Annotated in this window: 13 protein-coding genes and 1 pseudogene; 9 read left to right on the top strand and 5 right to left on the bottom strand. The window is 69.0% G+C overall.

Annotated features, from left to right (window positions below):
- The first annotated feature begins 133 nt into the window (after nucleotides 1–133).
- From LGI35_RS42515 to LGI35_RS42530, 4 genes and pseudogenes are all read left to right on the top strand, one after another.
- Nucleotides 134–1,597 carry an MFS transporter gene (locus tag LGI35_RS42515; RefSeq protein WP_227299781.1) on the top strand — a complete coding sequence of 488 codons (1,464 nt, stop codon included), beginning with the start codon at nucleotides 134–136 and terminating at the stop codon, nucleotides 1,595–1,597.
- 395 nt (nucleotides 1,598–1,992) lie between these two features.
- Nucleotides 1,993–3,381: a (2,3-dihydroxybenzoyl)adenylate synthase gene (locus LGI35_RS42520; RefSeq protein WP_227299782.1), complete on the top strand. Its 1,389-nt coding sequence runs from the start codon at nucleotides 1,993–1,995 to the stop codon at nucleotides 3,379–3,381.
- Between the two features lie 584 nt (nucleotides 3,382–3,965).
- Nucleotides 3,966–4,334 (top strand): annotated as a pseudogene (locus tag LGI35_RS42525) (thiamine pyrophosphate-dependent enzyme); the annotation flags it as partial.
- Nucleotides 4,335–4,609: 275 nt separating this feature from the next.
- Nucleotides 4,610–6,070, top strand: coding sequence for a catalase (locus tag LGI35_RS42530; RefSeq protein ID WP_227299783.1), 1,461 nt, complete (start codon nucleotides 4,610–4,612; stop codon nucleotides 6,068–6,070).
- Between the two features lie 185 nt (nucleotides 6,071–6,255).
- Here the strand turns inward: LGI35_RS42530 and LGI35_RS42535 are convergent, their stop codons facing one another.
- Nucleotides 6,256–7,098 carry a DUF1206 domain-containing protein gene (locus LGI35_RS42535; protein WP_227299784.1) on the bottom strand — a complete coding sequence of 281 codons (843 nt, stop codon included), beginning with the start codon at nucleotides 7,096–7,098 and terminating at the stop codon, nucleotides 6,256–6,258.
- 407 nt (nucleotides 7,099–7,505) lie between these two features.
- On the opposite strand from LGI35_RS42535, the gene LGI35_RS42540 reads away from it, so the two are divergent.
- The 5 genes from LGI35_RS42540 (at nucleotide 7,506) to LGI35_RS42560 (ending at nucleotide 13,775) form a co-directional block, all read left to right on the top strand.
- Nucleotides 7,506–7,661: a DUF6131 family protein gene (locus tag LGI35_RS42540; RefSeq protein ID WP_227299785.1), complete on the top strand. Its 156-nt coding sequence runs from the start codon at nucleotides 7,506–7,508 to the stop codon at nucleotides 7,659–7,661.
- A 389-nt stretch (nucleotides 7,662–8,050) separates the two neighbouring features.
- Nucleotides 8,051–8,200: a hypothetical protein gene (locus LGI35_RS42545; protein ID WP_227299786.1), complete on the top strand. Its 150-nt coding sequence runs from the start codon at nucleotides 8,051–8,053 to the stop codon at nucleotides 8,198–8,200.
- A 122-nt stretch (nucleotides 8,201–8,322) separates the two neighbouring features.
- Nucleotides 8,323–8,607, top strand: a complete 285-nt coding sequence (locus LGI35_RS42550; RefSeq protein ID WP_227299787.1) for an SGNH/GDSL hydrolase family protein — start codon at nucleotides 8,323–8,325, stop codon at nucleotides 8,605–8,607.
- Nucleotides 8,608–8,685: 78 nt separating this feature from the next.
- Entirely contained in the window at nucleotides 8,686–11,811 is a 3,126-nt protein-coding gene (locus LGI35_RS42555; protein ID WP_227299788.1) for a glycoside hydrolase family 2 TIM barrel-domain containing protein, read from the top strand.
- Nucleotides 11,808–13,775 carry an alpha-glucuronidase gene (locus LGI35_RS42560; protein WP_227299789.1) on the top strand — a complete coding sequence of 656 codons (1,968 nt, stop codon included), beginning with the start codon at nucleotides 11,808–11,810 and terminating at the stop codon, nucleotides 13,773–13,775. Before LGI35_RS42555 ends, LGI35_RS42560 begins: the two co-directional genes overlap by 4 nt.
- Here the strand turns inward: LGI35_RS42560 and LGI35_RS42565 are convergent.
- From LGI35_RS42565 to LGI35_RS42580, 4 genes are read right to left on the bottom strand one after another with little or no spacing between them, the layout of a single operon-like run.
- Nucleotides 13,772–15,820: a beta-galactosidase gene (locus tag LGI35_RS42565; RefSeq protein ID WP_227299790.1), complete on the bottom strand. Its 2,049-nt coding sequence runs from the start codon at nucleotides 15,818–15,820 to the stop codon at nucleotides 13,772–13,774. The two genes, LGI35_RS42560 and LGI35_RS42565, sit on opposite strands and share 4 nt — an antisense overlap.
- A complete protein-coding gene (locus LGI35_RS42570; protein WP_227299791.1) occupies nucleotides 15,817–16,533 on the bottom strand; it encodes a hypothetical protein in 717 nt (238 codons plus the stop codon). The genes LGI35_RS42565 and LGI35_RS42570 overlap by 4 nt, the downstream gene beginning before the upstream one ends.
- On the bottom strand, nucleotides 16,530–18,032 hold the full coding sequence (locus LGI35_RS42575; protein WP_227299792.1) for a GH39 family glycosyl hydrolase: 1,503 nt from the start codon (nucleotides 18,030–18,032) through the stop codon (nucleotides 16,530–16,532). Before LGI35_RS42575 ends, LGI35_RS42570 begins: the two co-directional genes overlap by 4 nt.
- On the bottom strand, nucleotides 18,029–19,684 hold the full coding sequence (locus LGI35_RS42580; RefSeq protein WP_227299793.1) for an ABC transporter substrate-binding protein: 1,656 nt from the start codon (nucleotides 19,682–19,684) through the stop codon (nucleotides 18,029–18,031). The genes LGI35_RS42575 and LGI35_RS42580 overlap by 4 nt, the downstream gene beginning before the upstream one ends.
- Nucleotides 19,685–19,724 lie beyond the last annotated feature (40 nt).

Below are 19,724 nucleotides of genomic sequence, written 5' to 3' on the forward strand. Positions count from 1 at the left end.
GCCGTGGCATTCGCGGAGTCGGCCGACGGTGGTGAGCCTGTACCCCTCCCGCCGCAGCTCACATGCATGTACCCCTCCCGCCGCGGCTCACATGCATGTACCTTGCAGACACTTGAAAGGAACTGACAGGCACATGACGCAAACCACTCCCTCCACCGCCGGCGTTGCCTCACCGGTGTCCCGCCGGCTCGAGGCCCTGCGCCCGGGTCCCTGGCACCGACGGCTCACGGCAGTAGTCGGAGTCGGTGCCTTCTTCGACCTCTACGAGGTGTTCCTCGGCGGTGTACTTGCCGCCGCGCTCGCCGAGCCCTGGCATCTGAGCCAGACCCAGAAGTCGTGGATCATCGCCGCCGGGTTCCTGGGGATGTTCGTCGGTGCCAACGTCATGTCACTCCTGGCCGACCGTTTCGGCCGACGCCGGATGTTCCTGGTCAACCTCGGTATGTACTCCGCGTTCTCCCTGCTGTGCGCCGCCGCACCCGACGTGAACTGGCTGATCGCGGCGCGGTTCCTCGCGGGACTCGGGCTCGGCGCCGAACTCGTGCTCGTCGACACGTACCTCTCCGAGCTGCTGCCGACGGCCGTGCGCGGACGGTACATCGCCTGGGCCTACACCGTCGGGTTCTTCGGTGTGCCACTGGCGGCGTTGCTCGGCGCGCGCCTGGTGGCGGAGCACGAGATCGCCGGGGTCTCCGGATGGCGCTGGCTGCTGGTGGCCGGCGCGTTCGGCGCCTTCTGCATCCAGTGGATGCGGCGCACTCTCCCCGAGTCCCCGCGATGGCTGGAGGCCCGGGGACGCCGTGCGGAGGCCGAGGCCGTCGTCGCGCGCATCGAGACACTCAACGAACCGGGGACTGCCGACGCACGCCCAGTGCCCGCGCCACGAAAGGCGGAGGCCCCGGCCGAGACCGAGGCTCAGACCGAGGCCCAGGCCCAGAGTGAGGCCCAGGCCCAGGCCCAGACCGAGGCCCAGAGCCCGGCTGTCCCCACCGTGCGGGTTCCCCTGCGCAGGATGTTCCAGCCGCCGTATCGCCGCCGCACCGTCATGTGGTGGATCTTCCAGGTCCTGCAGACCGTGGGCTATTACGGTTTCGGCTCTCTGGCTCCGGTCGTCCTCGCCGCCAAGGGCCACTCGACGACTGCCTCGCTCGGGTACGCGGCGCTCAGTTTCTGCGGCTACCCACTGGGTTCCGCCCTGTCGATTCCGCTCATCGAACGGTTCGAGCGCCGCACCCTCATCATCGTGGCCGCCCTCGGCCAGGCCGCCTTCGGCCTGCTGTTCGGCTTCGCAGACGCGGCCTGGCTGATCGTGGGAAGTGGCTTCCTGCTGACGGTCTGCAGCAATGTCTTCTCCAACGCGTTCCACGTCTACCAGGCCGAGATCTTCCCCACGAACCTGCGCAGCAGTGCCATCGGCATCGCGTACTCGCTGTCGCGACTGGTCTCCGTGGTCCTGCCGTTCATCGCGCTGAGTGTGCTCGACGACCTCGGCGCGGCCGCGGTGTTCACCGGGTCCGCCGCATTGATGGTGCTGCTGTGCCTCAACGTGGGGTTCCTCGGCCCGAAGACGAAGGGGCTGGCGCTGGACGCCATCTGAACGGTCACGCGCCCGACGCCTCGGCGGATCCGAGCCAGACGGCGAGCGGGTGGAGGGCGACCGGGCGGCGACTGGGGCCACGGTCCGCCCCAGAGCCATCGGTACCCGCTGAGTCGTGCGTGCCCACCTGCACGGAGCCATGGCCACCCTCGCCTTCCCCCTGGTCGGTGGCGCTCATTGGACCTTCTGCTGAGGGACTTGAGCGTCGATGGTTGGGACAGCACATTGCGTATCGGGGTGTTGGCGGATTGGCTTGCCAAGGTCAGGGCGGCGGTTGCTCCCCACCATCAAAAAGGGGGGCGAGGCGTCGCGATCAGCGCTGTCCGGCCCGCCCCCTTTCGGCGCAACACGGCTCGTGAGGGTCCCGGTTCGGAAACTGGTACAGAAAGAAGCGAATGACATCCATGCTCGACGGCTGCACGCCCTGGCCGGAAGAGTTCGCCGACCGCTACTGGGCAGCCGGGCACTGGCGTGGCAATACGCTGGACAACCTGCTGCGCGGCTGGGCCCTGCAGTACGGACCGCGGACCGCGCTCGTGCACGGCGGCACCCGCATCACGTACGCGAACCTGAACCGGCGCGTGGACCGCATGGCCGCCGGATTCCGGCTGCGCGGCCTGAGGCCCGGGCAACGGGTCGTCGTGCAGCTGCCGAACGTTCCCGAGTTCGTCATCGGAGTGTTCGCTCTGATGCGTCTCGGGGCGATCCCCGTGTTATGCCCGCTCTCGCACCGTGCGGCGGAGGTGTCCCATATCGTGCATGTCACCCAGGCCGTCGGCTATGTCGGTCCCTCGACGTACGAGGGATTCGACCACACGGCGATGGCCGCGGACGTCGCGGCTCAAGGGCCTTTCCTGCGACGGGTGTTCACGCTTGAGGCGCAGGGCGCCACGTCCGCGTACGGCGGCCTCACGGTCGACGCGTCGGGCTGTCACTACTTTCCGCTGGGCTCCATCGACGCCCCGGCCGAGCGGGCGCTCGTACGGAGCGCCGGACAGGTCGCGTTCTTCCTGCTTTCCGGCAAAGCCGCCGCGGAGCCCTCACTCATTCCGCGCACCCACAACGACTACGCCTACCAGGCGCGGGCCGCCGCGGAGCTGGTGTCGCTCACCGAGAACGACGTGTATCTCGCCGCGCTGCCCGCCGAGTTCAACTTCGTCTTCGGCTGCCCCGGCATCGTCGGCACCCTCTCCGTAGGCGGCACGGTCGTCCTGGTCGAGAGCTCGGGACCCGCTGAATGCCTTCCGGTGATCGAACGGGAACGGGTCACCATCACGTCGGTGCTGCCGGCCGTCGCCCGTCTCTGGCTCGACGCACTTGCAACGGACCACACCGACTTGAGCAGTCTGCGACTCGTGCAGATCGGTGGCGCGCCCTTGCACCGGGCGACCGCGGAACGGATCGCCCCCGAACTCGGCTGTCCCCTCCAGCAGGTCTTCGGCATGGCGGAGGGGCTGCTCACCCTCACCCGACCCGCCGATCCGGACAAGACCGTGCTCACCACGCAGGGCCGTCCCCTCTCGCCCGACGATGAGATCCGTATCGTCGATGCCGACGGCATGGACGTGCCCGAAGGAGAGCCCGGCGAACTCCTCGCACGCGGTCCCTATACGTCGCGAGGCTACTACCGGGCGCCCGACCACAACGCACACTCCTTCACCGCCGACGGCTACCTCCGCACCGGCGACCTCGCGCGGCGCACTCCGGACGGCAACCTGGTAGTGACCGGCCGCCTTTCGGACGTCCCGCGGCGGGCTGACTACGGAGATCGATCCGGTCTGTGACGGGCAGGCCTGCCCGACCGACGGTCCCCCGGGATCACCTCAGTCGGTCCCTCGGGATCACCTCAGTTGGGTATCGGCGGCAGTCACGCGGTCCCCGCTCGCGTGGCCGAGGAGTGCGCCGGTGGCGTCGGCGGTGCGCCGTAGCTGCCGTAGCAGCGAGCAGTGGGCGGCCCGGCGGCCCGTGAGTCACAGAATGAGCAGCGTCGGGCAACGCACTCCGATGGCTGTCTCGTGGAGGCGATCGGTCGGTCGTGCCATCGGCGTCCTCGCCCCACTGGTCGCCACCGCGCTGGTGGGAGCCTTCGGCTGGCCAGGCGCCGCGCTGCTCCACCTCGGCGCGGCCGTGATCGGACCAGTCGGCATCCTCGCGACCAAGGAACCCTGGGGCCGTCCTGAGCGGGAGCGCGTGCTCCGCCTCGTTGCGGAGGAAACCGCGCTCGGAACGTGTCGGGGACGCCGGCGGGTGCGGTCCTGCCGTCCTCGTCCGAGCCTCGGTGAACCCTGTTCTTCTGTTGACCCGCGGGAACCTCGGTCTTGCTGCCTGACGGCGGTAGGCACCATCTGACGTCGATGCCCGTCGGCAGATGGCCAACGCGATGCCGCAGGCGATCGGCGCACAGCCCTGGACCCGGACCGGCAAGTCGTCGCCTTCTGCGGTGACGGGGGACTCGAGATGCTCCTCGGCGATCTTGTGACCGTCCGTAGTCGGCGGCTGCCGAGGAAGCCGTCGCCTTGGGCGACGAGCGCCTCGGGACGCTGGAGCTGGAGCAACCGGGCCTGCCGGAATTCAGGACAGAGCTCGACACCCCGGATTTCACTGCGGTCGCCGAGGCACTCGGCATCACCGGCATTCGGGTGAGGCGGGCCGAGGACCTGCCGAGGACCTGGCCGAGGGTGTCAGCCGGGCCGTAGCCACGCTGGGACCGGTCCTCTTGGACGTCCTCACCAGTCCCGGCGGATGCTGACATCAGACTCGGTAAACCGGGCCCCGGCACGTATCGGCGGCGTGAACGAGGCCGCCCGGCCCCCGTTCGCCGAGAGATCACCCAGCAGCAGGGCGAAACAGGAAAAGGCGCCGAATGAGCGAAAAGGCCGCAGGCTGGATGTGAACCAGCAAGGCCACGCATCTGCCGATCAGCCGCGAAGCGGCCCCGCCGCGACCCTCCGCAGCAGTGGGCCCGACCTCGCGGCGCGACGAGCACACCCGATCGAAAGGCGCACGCAGCTCATGAACGACGTCACAGGCAAGGCGACCACCACGGATGCCGGCATTCCGGTAGAGAGCGACGAGCACTCGCTCACCGTCGGCGCAGGTGGCCCGATCCTTCTGCAGGACTCCTATCTGATCGAGCAGATGGCGCAGTTCAACCGGGAGCGCATTCCTGAGCGGCAGCCTCACGCCAAGGGCAGCGGTGCCTTCGGCCACTTCGAGGTCACCGCAGACGTCAGCGCCTACACGAAGGCCGCGGTCTTCCAGCCGGGCACGCGCACCGATCTGGTGACCCGGTTCTCGACCGTCGCCGGCGAGCGCGGGAGCCCGGACACCTGGCGTGACCCGCGCGGATTCGCGGTGAAGTTCTACACCACCGACGGCAACTACGACATGGTCGGGAACAACACCCCGGTCTTCTTCGTGAAGGACCCGATGAAGTTCCAGCACTTCATCCGCTCCCAGAAACGCCGTGCGGACAACAACCTCCGCGACCACGACATGCAGTGGGACTTCTGGACCCTCTCACCCGAGTCCGCGCACCAGGTCACGTGGCTCATGGGCGACCGCGGCATCCCGCGCACCTGGCGCCACATGAACGGCTACACCTCGCACACGTACATGTGGATCAACGCGCAGGGCGAGCGTTTCTGGGTGAAGTACCACTTCAAGACCGACCAGGGCATCGAGTTCTTCACCCAGGACGAGGGTGACCAGATGTGCGCGACCGACACCGACTTTCACACTCGGGACCTCTTCGAGCACATCCGGGACGGCGATTACCCGAGCTGGACGCTGCACGTGCAGGTCATGCCGTACGACGACGCGGCCACCTACCGCTTCAACCCGTTCGACCTGACCAAGGTGTGGCCGCACAGCGACTACCCGCTGATCGAGGTCGGCAAGATGACCCTCGACCGCAACCCCACGGACAATCACGCCGAGATCGAACAGGCCGCGTTCCAGCCCAACAACCTCGTCCCCGGCATCGGCCCGAGCCCCGACCGCATGCTGCTGGCGCGCCTCTTCTCCTACGCGGACGCGCACCGTCACCGCATTGGCGGCAACTACCAGCAGCTTCCGGTCAACGCTCCCATCGCGCCGCTGAACACATACTCCAAAGACGGAGCCATGGCGTACCGCAAGACCGAGGACCCGGTCTACGCCCCCAACTCCAAGGGCGGTCCGGCAGCCGACACGGGCCACTACGCGCCGCCCAGCTGGCACGCGGACGGCGACATCACGCGCGCCGCGTACGTGGACCATGCCGATGACGACGACTGGGGCCAGGCGGGCACGCTGGTGCGCGAGGTCCTCGACGACGCCGCGCGTGACCGTCTCGTGGACAACGTCGTCGGACACCTGCTCGACGGGGTGAGTGAACCCGTCCTGGCCAGGGCCTTCGAGTACTGGTCCAACATCGATGCGTCCCTCGGCAAGCGCATCCAGCAGGGTGTGCGAAGCAAGGCGGGCGAGTAGAGCGCCAACTGAGGTGTGTCAACGTGAGTGGCGTTCAGGGAACTGCGCCGCCGCCCCTTCGGCTGTCTGGCCGGGTCAGGGCGGCATCGGAGGGGGCCAGGGTTCGGCGGGCTCGAACTCGTAGCCCCCTCTGAGGCCGGCACTCGGTCTCTCCTCATGGGAGCGTCCGTTGCCGGCGTCGCACGTCAGAGCTTGCGCCAGCGGGCGCTGGCCCAGGAGAACAGCCCGAAGGCCACGAGGCCGACCGCGATGAATGTCAGGAGCCAGGGACCGACAGGTGTGTCCGCGAAAGAACGCAGAGTGTCGTCCATACCTTTGGCCTTACCGGGCTTGTGCTGGACGGCCGCAGCGAGGGCGAAGCCGCCCGCGGCCGCGAAGACGATGCCCCGAGACGTACCGCCGAACACCCCGAGCGCAGTGACCATCTGACGGGTCTTCGATGACATCCCGGACATCTTCAGGTGCTTTTGGAACTTGCGCTGGAGAGCCCTCACCGCGATCCATACACCGGCCGCGGCCACCACGGCGCCGGCGCCGGCGACGATCCACTGGCCGGCCGGCCAATCCAGGGCCTTCGCCGTGATGTCGCGGGAGTTCTGGTCCGAGCTACCGCTTCCGCTGCTCTTGTCGCCGGCGGCATAGGACAGCACGGAGTACGAGACGAATCCGTAGAAGACGCAACGGCCAGCGGCCATCGCCCGCTTGCTGGCCTTCTTGCCGTCGGGCCCTGCCTGGCCGAACGCGGCCCCGGACAGCCTCCACAGAGCCATACCCGCCAGGGCTGCGCCGAGCAGCCAGAGCAGAGCGGCACCGAAGGGCTTGCCCGCGATCTCGGCGACGGCTCCGCCCCGGTCGGCCTGTTCGCCGCCCCCGCCCGAGAAGGAGATCCGCAGGGAGAGTACGCCGATCAGGACGTAGATGATCCCGCGAGCGACGAAGCCCGCACGGGCTCCCGTCGCAACTGCCGTGCTGTTCGCGGCGCGTCGGGCCTGACTGCGTCCGCGTGCCGTTGCCGATCCAGGAGTCATGTCCACCGTCTGCCCCCACTGGAGGAGTCGACTCCTGGCTGATCCCCGAGTCGTGTCTTTCTCACTTACATAGAGTTCTTCGAAGGATCAATAGAGCTCGACGGGAGAGATGATCCGAAGAGCGAAGTGGTGATGCTGCTGCGCAGCGGAGTCGAGATGTTCACCGTCAGTCTTTGCCCCCTGCCACGTAGGCGGAGAACCTCGGCGAATACATGGGCGTGGATTCCCGAGGCATGGGTCGCGGAGAGCTGGGCACACGGACTTTGCACGGCAGAGACCCAGCAGCCGAAAGATTCGATGGTGGCGGGGTTTCGCCGGCTCCCGGCCGTAGGGATGCCGGGAAACAGATGCCGCAGGTAGAACGAAATGCCGGCGCTTACCGACGAGACTTTATAAGGGGAACAGCTGTGATTGTCCTCGGAGCCATTTTGCTGGTGATCGGCCTGTTGGTCGGTATCTCGTTGCTGACTACAGTCGGCGGCGTACTTGTCGTTGTCGGTGCAGTTCTGTGGATCCTCGGCGCCAGTGGGCGCGCTGTGGGGGGACGTAGGCACTACTTCTGATGTAGGCACTACTTCTGAGCGAGCACCGATCGGTGTCCATCTGACGCCGACACGATGCCCCTCGGGGCAGGCCGGGACCCTGCGGACCTTCGTGTTCCGCAGGGTCCCGGCCTGCGTTTTCCGACATCGTCGACGGCGAGTTTGCCTCCGGGAGGTGGGCTTGCACTCGCCGTCCACTGTGCCGCCCTCTGTCGCGGTGACGCCTGATGGCGGTCGAGGCTGACCGGTGTCCGGACAGTCCGAAGCCGGAGAGATGCCGACGGGGGCCTGACGGTCGGCCGGGCGGGGGCTCGACGTCCCTTGACACTTCATCAGATCCGGCGCATCGTCCCCAAGCGTCCGCAGCGCGCACGGCACCCAGGCAGGCCACCCGTCGGAGGAGCCTCGCGATGGACCTCGATGTGCTGTACGAGATCGACGTACCGAAGCCCTGGCAGGGCGCCCATCCGCACGGTCAGCGCGCCGCCGAGCAGCGAGCCTGCCGGGAGGCTGTTGAGCAGATCCGGCTCGCGGACCGGATGGGCTTTCGTGCCGTGTGAGCTGTGGAGCACTGCTTCCGGGAGGGGCGTTCGCGCTCCCGCGCCCGAGGTGCTGCTCGGGCACCTGGCCGCGCTGACCGAGAGGATCCGCCTCGGGTTCGGGGTGAAGCTCACGCCTTTCGGTGTCACGCCGCCTTTCTCCGCCCGGATGCCGAGGCGACCCTCAACGCCTCGGCGCCACCCTCGCCCAGCTGCGCGACGCCGTCGAACGGGCCACGCGCGACACCCTCCGCGACGGCGACGACCGGTTCGCCCTGCTGCCCGGCGCCGGCCTGCTCACCGCGGCGCACCTGGTCAACGGGGTCCACCCGGGCGACGAGGGGCACGCGCTTCTCGCCCGAGCCGTGGCGGAGAACCTCACAGGTAACAAGTTCCTCGGCGCCATATTTGGTAAGGCCCTTGACTAATCCTGGCCCGAAGCCGAAAGAATCAGTCCGCTCAAGTTGCTTTCTGGTGAGTAGTGTTGGCTTCGAGGGGACTCGTTCATGCATGTCACCCGTAGGACCGTGCTGGCCGCGAGCGCGGCCGGATCCATGGCCGGGACGTTCGCGCTGCCCGCACCCGGCGCGGCCGCCGCCGACCGCGCCGGAACGGTCGGCCGCCGCACCGTCGGCCTCGACGACGGCTGGCGGTTCGCGCTCGTCAGCCCCGACGGCATCACTGATCCGACGGGGGCCTACGCGGACGCCGAGCAGCCCGGGTTCGACGACGCGGACTGGCGAATGGTCGCCGTCCCGCACGACTGGAGCATCGAGCAGACCCCCACGACGGAGCACAACACGACCAGCGGCACCGGCTTCCTGCCCGGCGGACTCGGCTGGTACCGCAAGAAGTTCACCGTTCCCGCCGCCTACGCGGGCAAGCGGATCTCCGTCGAATTCGACGGCGTCTACATGGACGCGAACATCTACGTCAACGGCGAACTCGTCGGCAACCACCCCTACGGCTACACCGGCTTCGCCCACGACATCACCGACGCGCTGCACGCCGACGGCGCCACCGCCAACGTCCTCGCGGTCGAGGTCCGCAACAGACTGCCCAGCAGCCGCTGGTACTCGGGCAGCGGCATCTACCGCCGCGCCCGCCTCGTGATCACCGAACCCGTGCACGTCCAGCGCTGGGGCACCTTCGTGACGACGCCCGACCTCGCCACCACCCTCGACAAGGGATACGCGACCGTCGACGTCCGGACCGCCGTGGTCAACGACTCCGGTGAGACCGCAGCGGCCGTGACCGTCGTCTCCACGGTCCGCGACGCCAAGGGCCGCCGCGTCGCCCGCACCGAAACCGTACTGAAGGACGTAGGCTCCGACCCGGCCACGGCGCACGGCCGCATGACCCTCCGCGAGCCGCAGTTGTGGTCCATCGACACCCCCGGCCACCGCTACACCCTCGTCACCGACCTGCGTGTGGACGGCCGCACCGTCGACACGTACCGCACCCGGTTCGGCGTGCGGCACGCGACCTTCGACCCGGACAAGGGCTTCTCGCTCAACGGCACCCACGCCAAGCTCAAGGGCGTCGACCTCCACCACGACCTCGGCGCGCTCGGCGCCGCCGTCCAGCCCGACGCCGTGCGCCGCCAGCTGACCATCATGAAGTCCATGGGCGTGAACGCGCTGCGCACGTCCCACAACCCGCCCGCCCCCGAGGTGATCGAGGCCTGCGAAGACCTCGGCATCGTCATGCTCGTGGAGGCCTTCGACTGCTGGCGCACCGGAAAGAACCGCTACGACTACGGGCGGTTCTTCGACGCCCACAGCGACGCCGACATCGCCGAAATGGTGCGCGCCGCCCGCAACTCGCCCGCCGTCCTGATGTGGTCGATCGGCAACGAGATCCCCGACTCGACCCGAGCCGAAGGCGTGGACATGGCGCGGCGGCTCGTCGCCGACATCAAAGCCCTCGACACGACCCGGCCCGTCGTCATCGGCTCCGACAAGTACCGCTCGCTGCCCGCCGCCGGATCGCCCGCGGACCTGATCCTGGCCGAGCTGGACGGCCTCGGCCTCAACTACAACACCGCCGCGTCCGTCGACGCGCTGCACGCCCGCTACCCGCACCTGTTCCTCTTCGAGTCCGAGTCGTCGTCGGAGACGTCCACCCGCGGCGCGTACCAGGAGCCCGAGCACCTCAACACCGGGGAGAACCACACCCCGGGCCGTCGCGCCACCTCCTCGTACGACAACAACCTCGCCTCCTGGACGATGAGCGGCGAGTACGGCCTGAAGAAGGACCGCGACCGGCGCTTCTTCGCCGGCGAGTTCCTGTGGTCCGGCATCGACTACATCGGCGAACCCACGCCGTACGACGTGTTCCCGGTGAAGGCGTCGTTCTTCGGCGCGGTCGACACGGCCGGGTTCCCCAAGGACATGTACCACCTCTTCCGCAGCCAGTGGACCGATGAGCCGATGGTGCACCTGCTGCCCATGGACTGGACGACGCACCAGCCCGGCCAGGAGGTGGAGGTGTGGGCGTACGCGAACGTCGCCGAGGTCGAACTCATCCTCAACGGCCGCTCCCTGGGCGTGCGTTCCTTCGACGCGAAGAAGACCGCCGACGGCCGCGCCTACCTGGAGACCACGGAGGCGACGCATGACGACAAGACGGTCACTTCCGGTCCCTACCCAGGCAGTTACACCTCGCCGAACGGCAGCGCCGGCAAGCTGCATCTGTCCTGGAAGGTTCCGTACGCGGCAGGTGAGTTGAAGGCTGTCGCCCGCGCGGGCGGGAAGATCGTGGCGACGGATGTGCTGCACACCGCCGGGACGCCGCACGGCGTGCGCCTGACCGCCGACCGCAGGTCCGTCGCAGCCGACGGGCGTTCGCTGGTCTTCGTCACGGCCGAGGTCGTCGACGCGCACGGCGTGGTCGTCCCCGACGCCGAGCACCTCCTCGAATTCGCCGTGAAAGGCGGTGAGCTGGCCGGCCTGGACAACGGGCGGCAAGAGAGCGCCGAGCGATACCAGGCCAGCACGCGCACCGCCTTCCACGGCCTCGCACTGGCCATGGTGCGGGCGGGCACCGAGCCGGGCACGCTGGCCGTCACGGCCACCGCCGACGGGCTGCGCACCGGGAAGGTCTCCGTGCGGGTGGCAGGACCGGCGGGCGGGCCCGTCACACCGACCGAACCCTTCACACCCGACCCGGGTCCCGGAACCCCTGCCTACCCGATCGCGGACGCGAGCTACTCCGGCGCGGCGAGCACTCTGCCCGCGGCGATGGTCGACGGGAACCCCTCGACCCAGTGGTCCAACGCCTTCGCGAAGTCGGCGACCGCCCTGCTGCCCGCCTTCGACGGCGCCCGGCTCTCCGACTGGGTGTCGGTGGCATGGGCGCAGGAGCGCGAGATCGGACGGGTCGAGGTGTCCTTCACCGCCGACGCGAAACACTCCCTGCCCGCATCGGTCGACGTGTCGGTCTGGGACGGCAAGCGCTATGTCGCCGTGCGCGACGCCGACATCGACTGGGCAGAGGCGTCCGGCGAGCCGACCGTCATCACCTTCGACGCGGTCCACGGCAGCCGCCTCCGCCTGGACCTGACCAGCCGCACACCCGCCGAACCCGCAGGGGCGGTCGGGATCGTCGCCCTCGACGTGGCCGCTTCATGACCGGCCCGAACGGAATCGACCCCGCCTGGCTGCCCGACGAGGCGCTGCGCGGCATCGGATCACGACGCGTCCTGATCGAGGGCGACGGCCCACTCGTCGACACGCTGCGCGCCGAAGTCGCCCACGCGCAACGCAAGTTCGGGGCATCGCAGGGCGACGGAGACGTCGCGTTCCGACTCGACGACGATGCCGACACCGGACCCGAGGGATTCACTCTGACGCGCTCCGGCGGGCGCACCACCGTCACGGCCGCCGCCCCGGCCGGCCTCCTGTACGGCTTCTTCCACGTCGTACGCCTCGGCGCCGCCGCGTTCGACGACGCCCCCGAGCAGACCCACCGACCCGCCCTCTCCCGGCGCATGCTCAACCACTGGGACAACATCGACGTGCATCCCGTGATGGGCCAGGTCGAGCGCGGCTACGCGGGCGGCTCGCTGTTCTGGGACGACGGACGTGCTCGCGAGGACCTCGACCGGGTCCGCACCTACGCACGGCTCCTCGCGGCCTGCGGGATCAACGCCGTCTGCGTCAACAACGTCAACGTCCATGCGACCGAGGCACGACTCCTCGGAGACCGCATCAGCGAAGTGGCGGCCATCGCCGGGAAGCTGCGGGAGTACGGCATCCGCACCCACCTCTCCGTCAGCTTCGCCGCGCCCGTCGTGCTGGGCGGGCTCGACACCGCCGACCCGCTCGACAAGGGTGTACGGGACTGGTGGCGGTCGGCCGCCGACCGTGTGTACGCGCACATCCCCGACTTCGGTGGCTTCGTCGTCAAGGCCGACTCCGAAGGACAGCCAGGTCCCTTCGCCTACGGCCGCAGCCACGCCGACGGCGCGAACCTGATCGCCGACGCGCTCGCCCCGTACGGCGGCACCGTCCACTGGCGGGCCTTCGTCTACAACCACACACAGGACTGGCGCGACCGGACCACGGACCGGGCGCGCGCCGCGTACGACCACTTCGCCGCGCTCGACGGGCAGTTCCGGGACAACGCGGTGCTCCAGATCAAGCACGGACCGATGGACTTCCAGGTCCGCGAACCCGTCTCGCCGGTCATCGGTGCCCTGGCCCGCACCCGGGTCGCGGTCGAGTTCCAGGCCACCCAGGAGTACACCGGGCAGCAGCGGCACGTGTGCGCGCTCGCCCCGATGTGGTCCGAGGTGCTCGGCTTCCGGCCCGAGGGCGAGGACGGCGCCACCGTCGGCCGGCTCGCCGGCGGTGGCGGCCTGGTGGCCGTCTCGAACGCCGGGACCGACCACTACTGGACCGGGCACCCACTCGCCCAGTTCAACCTGTACGCGTTCGGCCGCCTGGCCTGGCAGCCGGACGCCGACCCGGAGCAACTCCTCGACGAATGGATCGAGCTGACGTTCACGCCGGACCGCACCGCCGACCCCGAGCGACTGCGCTCCGGCCTCCGTGCGGTACTGCGCGACTCCTGGGCGACGTACGAGAAGTACACCGCGCCCCTGGGCGTCGGCTTCATGGTGCAGCCCGGGCACCACTACGGGCCAGGCGTCGACGGGTACGAGTACAGCCCGTGGGGCACCTACCATTTCGCCGACCGCGACGGCATCGGCGTCGACCGCAGCCGCGCCACCGGCACCGGATATGCGGCCCAGTACGCGAAACCCTGGTCACAGACGTACGAGACGCCCGAGAACTGCCCCGACGAGCTGCTCCTGTTCTTCCACCACGTCCCCTACGGGCACGTCCTGCACAGTGGCAGGACCGTGATCCAGCACATCTACGACACCCACTTCGAGGGAGTCGAGGAGGCCGGGGCGGCACAGGAAGTGTGGGCGTCACTGGCCGACCTGGTGGCGCCCGCGCGCCACGCCCGGGTGGCCGAGCTGTACGAGGAGCAGCTCCGCAGCGCCCGCGAGTGGCGCGACCACGTGAACAGCTACTTCCTACGCAAGTCGGGGATCCCGGACGAGGGCGGGCGCCGCATCCACTAGAGGGGTCCGGCGGCGGTCTGCTCGAGGCGCAGTACGCACACGCCCAGCGGGGCGAGCGTGACGGGCTCGCCGGGCGCGTACGCCTTGCCCGTCAGGAGGTCCGTCGCCGATGCGTGGACCGTCAACTCCGTCGCCGCGGGCGCGTGGTTGAGGAGAAACAGCAGACGTGTCCCGTCGGGGGCGACGCGATTCGCCGTCTCCACGCCGGCCACCTCGGCGTACGGACCGACGAGGCCGTATCGGGAGAGCACCTGGCGCACCACCCGGTCCGTCCCCGCGTCGTCGAGCTGTGTTGCCACGTACCAGCCCTCGCCGCCGCGCTCCCCGAAACGGTTCCGGGTGACGGCGGGCGTCCCCGCGTAGAAGTCGGAGGTGTACGTGGCAATGGGCTCGGCGCCCTGCGGCACGACGAGCTCGAAGACCAGCCGGGCCGGTGAGCGCAGGTCGCCGAAGTCGACCGGGTTCGTCACCTCCGCCGCCCGCGAGTCCCACTCGTCGACCCGGACGCCCATCAGCGGCCCGAGCGGCCCCGGCACATCCGTGAGGAAGGCGCGGTCGTGCTCGTCGCCACGCCCCGACAGGAACGTCGTGAGCACCGTCCCGCCCCGCTCCGCCACCGCCTCCAGACGTGCCGCCAGGTCCCCCTTCACCAAGTGCAGCAGGGGTGCGAGGACCACGTCGTACGCCGACAGGTCCGCTGTCACGGGGACGACGTCGACGTCCGCGCCCGCCGTGCGCGCGGCCCGGTAGTAGGAGTGCACGACATCCTGATAGCGCACCAGCCGCGACGGACCGTCCGACATCTCCAACGCCCACCAGCTGTCCCAGTCGAAGAGCAACGCCGTCCGGGCGGGCGTCCGGGCGCCGAGCGTCACCCCGCCCACCTCGCCCAGCTCCCGCCCCAGGTCCGACACTTCCCGGAAGACGCGGGTGTCGTCACGGCCCGCGTGCCCGATGACCGCCCCGTGGTACTTCTCGCACGCCCCGCGCGAGGCCCGCATCTGGAAGTACAGAACCGCGTCCGCGCCGTGCGCCACCGCCTGCCAGCTCGCGAGCCGCAACTCGCCCGGCCTGCGCAGCGGATTGACATCGCGGCAGGCCGTCGTCGACGGCGTCTGCTCCATCAGCCAGAACGGGGCACCGCCCTTCAGCCCGCGCATCAGGTCGTGCGCGAGGGCCGGCCAGGTCGGTGGCGCGTCCAGCGGTGGATAGCTGTCCCACGACGCGAAGTCCAGGTGTGGTGCCCACCGGTGATAGTCCAACGGCCGGTACATCCCCATGAAGTTGGTGGTCGCCAGAGTGTGCGGACTGTGGGCGCGCACGGCCTCCTTCTCGGCGACGAAGCAGCCCAGCAGCGCGTCCGTGGTGAACCGGTGGTAGTCGAGCGTGATGCCCTGGAACGCCGTGTGATCCGGACCTCGCCAGTGCTCGGTCAGCGCGCTCGGCGGCTCGATCTCGGACCAGTCCGTGTAGCGGTGCGACCAGAAGGTCGTCCACCACGCGTCGTTCAGGGCGTCCAGCGAGCCGTACTTCTCGCGCAGCCAGCCGCGGAACGCCTCCGCGCACAGACCGCAGTAACAGGCCCCGCCGTACTCATTGTTGATGTGCCAGGCAAGCAGCGCCGGATGGTCCGCGTACCGCTCGGCGATCCGCCCCGCGAGAGCCGTGGACAGGCGGCGGTACACCGGTGAGCTCGGGCAGAAGTTGTGCCGCTGCCCGTAACCGTGCCGGCGGCCCTCGAAGTCGGTACGGTTCACCTCCGGTTGCGCCTTCGCGAGCCAGGGCGGCAGCGCGGCCGTGCCGGTGGCGAGGACGACGCGCCGCCCCTCGGCGGCTGCCCGGTCCACGATCCGGTCGAGGACCGTGAAGTCGTAGGTGTCCGGGGAGGGCTGGAGCAGCGACCAGGCGAACACACCCACCGTCAGCGTGTCGATCCCGGCCTTGTCGAACAGCCGGTGGTCGTCGTCCCAGACCTCCTCGGGCCACTGCTCCGGGTTGTAGTCACCGCCGTAGGGGATGGCGGGGGTCGTGGGCACGCCGTTCATATGGTGAAGTCCTCCTGGGTCTCGACGATGATCGGGCGGCTGGTGTGCAGCAGCGACAGGAGCAGCACCGGAGCGAGCAGCAGGGGCAGTGCCTCGGTCCACCACACGGTGGCCGCCGTCGCGACGACGAGCAGACTGGCGGCGCCGAGCGTGGCCCGGCCGTGCCGCAGCAGGAAGTACCCGGCGAGCCGCGCCGTGTCCACGGCCCGGAACGTGAACAGGGACGTCAGCACCAGCGCGTGCGCGCCCCAGAGGAGTGCGCCCACGCCGATGACCCCGAGCAGTACCGCCCACCAGCCGGGCAGTCCGGTCGCGGCGAAGTGGGTGAGGCCGTATGCGATGACGGTCAGCCAGGCGAGCAGAGGGATCCAGATCCACAACACAGCGACGGAGTTGAGGCGCAGCCCGCGCAGATAGGCGCGGGCCGGTCGCAGTTCCGTCAGGTCGCGGCTGCGGTGGTGCAAGGCGTACAGGGCGGCGGACAGGGCCGGGCCGAGCGGCATGAGGCACAACGCCGCCAGCGGCAGGTTCGCCGGGTCCGCACCGAGGAAGAGGAGCCCGAGCAGGCCGGGTGCCAGAGTGAGCAGCAGCAGGCCCTCGACGGTGAGCAGCGTGTGGATGAGGGCGCAGGCCCGCGACAGTGGTCCGTCACCGAAGACGCGGGAGGCCCGCGGCAGGGCCGCCCCGGGGGAGCCGGTCTGTGCGGCGCTCATCCGGAGCCCCCGCCCCCGAGAATCCGGCCCTCGTCCCACCAGTCGGGAGACTCCTCGATCACCGGGCTCAGCTCGACCAGCGTCACCTCGTGTCGTTCGAGCGTGAGGTCGACGTCCACCCTGAACTCCTCTATCGGCAGCCGGAGATGGGACCTGCCCGGTTCCGCCGCCTCGTGCAGCACGTCGAGCTGGTGCGGGCGGGGCGAGCGCGGGCTGCCCATCCGGCGCCAGGCGGTGTACGCGTTGCCGCGCTCCTCGTCGACGCTGGAGCGACGCAGGAAGACCGCGCCGCGCTCGGCGTCGCCGACCGGGACGGACAACCGCAGCGAATGCCGGTCCGACCCGGGCGGCGCCCACGCCAGAACCGTGACCCGCCCGTCGGGGTGCCGGGTGACGAGATGGTCGGCGCCGCGGGCCAGCACATCACGGCCCATGCGGGCCATGAACGCATACAGGTGGTACGTGGGCTTCCTGACCTGGCGGTGCGTCAGGAGCCCGAAACCGCCGTGGAACAGCGCCGTCGGGATTCCGACCTCCTCGAACATGTCGCTGAACGTCCAGTACGAGAAGGAGTCCACCAGATCCCCGCCGGCCGCCAGGACCGGAGCCAGGTACGCGGCGTGGAAGGCCGTGTCATGGACCGGGTTGTCCGGGCGGTAGGAGGAGTTGAACTCCGTTATGTGGACCGGGAGTTCGGCCAGCGAGGTGCCCTTCAACTCGCGTCGCGGGGACCCGAACTGCTCCAGCAGGCGCTCGGCCGGGGCCAGCGTCTGGTACGTCCCGAACGGCACCGGCTGCGCGGGCCCCGAGGTGTACGCGTGGCGCGACACGAAGTCGACCGGCAGATCCCGCCGCTCCACGAACTCCGCGAACCGGCCGAGCCAGCCCTCGTCGGCGCCCGGTGACAGGGCGGGCCCGCCGACCTGGAGCGAGGCGTCGACATCCTTCACTGCGTGCGCCGTCACCTCGTACAGCCGGTGGTAGGCCGTCTCGTCGGCGCCCTGCCAGAAGTCCGGGAGATCCGGCTCGTTCCACACCTCGACCGGCCAGCCGCGCACCTCTTCCAGGCCGTAGCGGTCCACGAGGTGGGTCATCGTCGCGCGTACCAGGTCCGCCCACTCCCGGTGCGAGGAGGGCGGTGTCACGTTGCCCTGCCACCAGAAGACGGTCTGCGCGCCGGACGCCAACTCGCCTGGCATGAATCCGAGTTCGAGGAAGGGGCGGATACCGAGTTCCAGGCAGGCGTCGACGACCTGATCGACGTAGGTGAACGAATGATGCACCCGTCGGGCGCCCTGCCACTCGTACGGCCGGTACACGCCCATCCCGTCGCTGAACAGGCCGTGGCCGCGGATGTGCCGGAAGCCGATCTCCTTCTGGATCAGGGCCAGGGAGTCCTGGTAGTCGCGCCGCAGGGCGAGCTCCAGGCGGCCCGTGCCGACGCACGCCCGCCACGCCTCGGAGAGGACGCCCTGCGACTCGGCCGGGACGCGGATCATCCGTTGTCCTTCTTGTACCGCTCGTAGGCCTTGTTGTGCAGGTCCACGAGTTGCTGCATGTTCTTGGCCTTGAGCTCGGTGACGTAGTCGTCCCATTCGGACAGCGGTCGTTTGCCGAGCGCGAACTTGAGGGTGTTCTGGTTCATGTGGTCCGTGAGCGGGGTGTCCCAGAGCGAGGCCTGCTCCTGCTCCGCGGACCGCAGCGGGTGTGCCGGGGCGATCGGCATCTGCTTGCGCAGTGCCATGACGTCCTGGAACTTCTTCTCGTCCGGGCTGAAGGAGGAGGACACCAGCTCCCAGGTGCCGCCGTAGGTGAAGACGCCGTTGAAGAAGCCGTAGTCCTTCTGCAGGTCCTTCGGGGCCTTGGGGTCGGAACCCATGAGGCTGATGCCGGGCTTCAGCTGGTACTGACTGCCGGACTTCGTGTAAGTGACCCCCTCGACACCCCACTTGCAGAACCTCTGGCCCTCGTCCGAGTAGAAGAGCCAGTCCGTGAACTGCATCAGCGCGATGAAGTTGTCGCTCTTGAGCGCCTTGCTGGAGATCATGAGACCGTTCTCCAGACGGATGCCGTCGATCACGACCTCACCGGCCGGGCCGATCGGCACCGGAACCATCTCGATCTTCGCCCCCTTGACCTGCCGCTCCAGGTTGTAGCGGTACTTCTGCACCAGCTCCTGCGGGTTGGCGCTGATCGCGAAGGATTTCTGGGCCAGCAGCTTCTTCACCGCGTCGTCATCGGTCTGGGTGAAGCTCTCGGGGTCCATCAGTTTGTCGGCGACCAGCTTGCGCAGATACTCGAGGACCTGCCGGAACTCGTCCATCGCCCCGGTGAAGACGAACTTCTGTGCCTTGGCGTCGAAGGTGATGTTCTGGTAGTTCCAGCCGGCCCGGACGCCGTACGCCTGCCCGAGATAGCCGAGGAGGGCGCCCGCCGGGAAGACCGTGTTGGTGCTCCAGCGGTCGGAGAGGGGGTAGCTGTCGGGGTGCTCTGCCTTGATCGCCTTGAGGACGTCGTACACCTCGTCCCATGTCGTCGGCAGGTTCACGCCGATCTTGTCGAGGACGTCGGTGCGGAAGGACAGCGAGTATCCGGACTTGGGCTTCTCGTGGAGCCCGGGCAGCAGGTAGTACTTGCCGTCGGATTGGCGGATGGAGTCCAGCTCGGGCTCCAGCTTCCACCGCTTGACCTTGTCCTGGAAGTTGGGCATCAGGTGCACGTACTCGCTCACCGGCAGGATCGCGCCCGACGACACGAACGCGACCTCGGAGGGGTGGTACGTCTTGGGGATCAGGAAGGGGGCGTCACCTGAGCCGATCAGCAGGCTGCGCTTCTTCTCGTAGTCGCTCAGCGGGACGTCGACGGGCTGCAGTGTGATGCCGGTGCGCTTGGTGACCTCCTGCCAAAAGAGCCAGTTCTTCTTCAGCGGATACGTCGGGTTGTCGTTGTGCAGGACGGAGAAGGACAGCGCTTTGGTCGCCTTGAACTGCTCGCCGGCGTCGTACTTCTTCATGGCGCCGTTCTGCTTCTTCGACAGGTCCTTGCTGTCGCCGCCGTCGTCACCGCTGCCGCAGCCGGTGAGTACGGCGAGTCCGGCGAACCCCGCCGCGGCGAGCAGCGACCTTCTCGACAGCTGGCCCGTGTTCGTCACGTGAACTCCCAAGTCTTGTGGATCTGTTGATGCGTGAAGG

This window comes from Streptomyces longhuiensis (assembly GCF_020616555.1).
Taxonomy (GTDB): domain Bacteria; phylum Actinomycetota; class Actinomycetes; order Streptomycetales; family Streptomycetaceae; genus Streptomyces; species Streptomyces longhuiensis.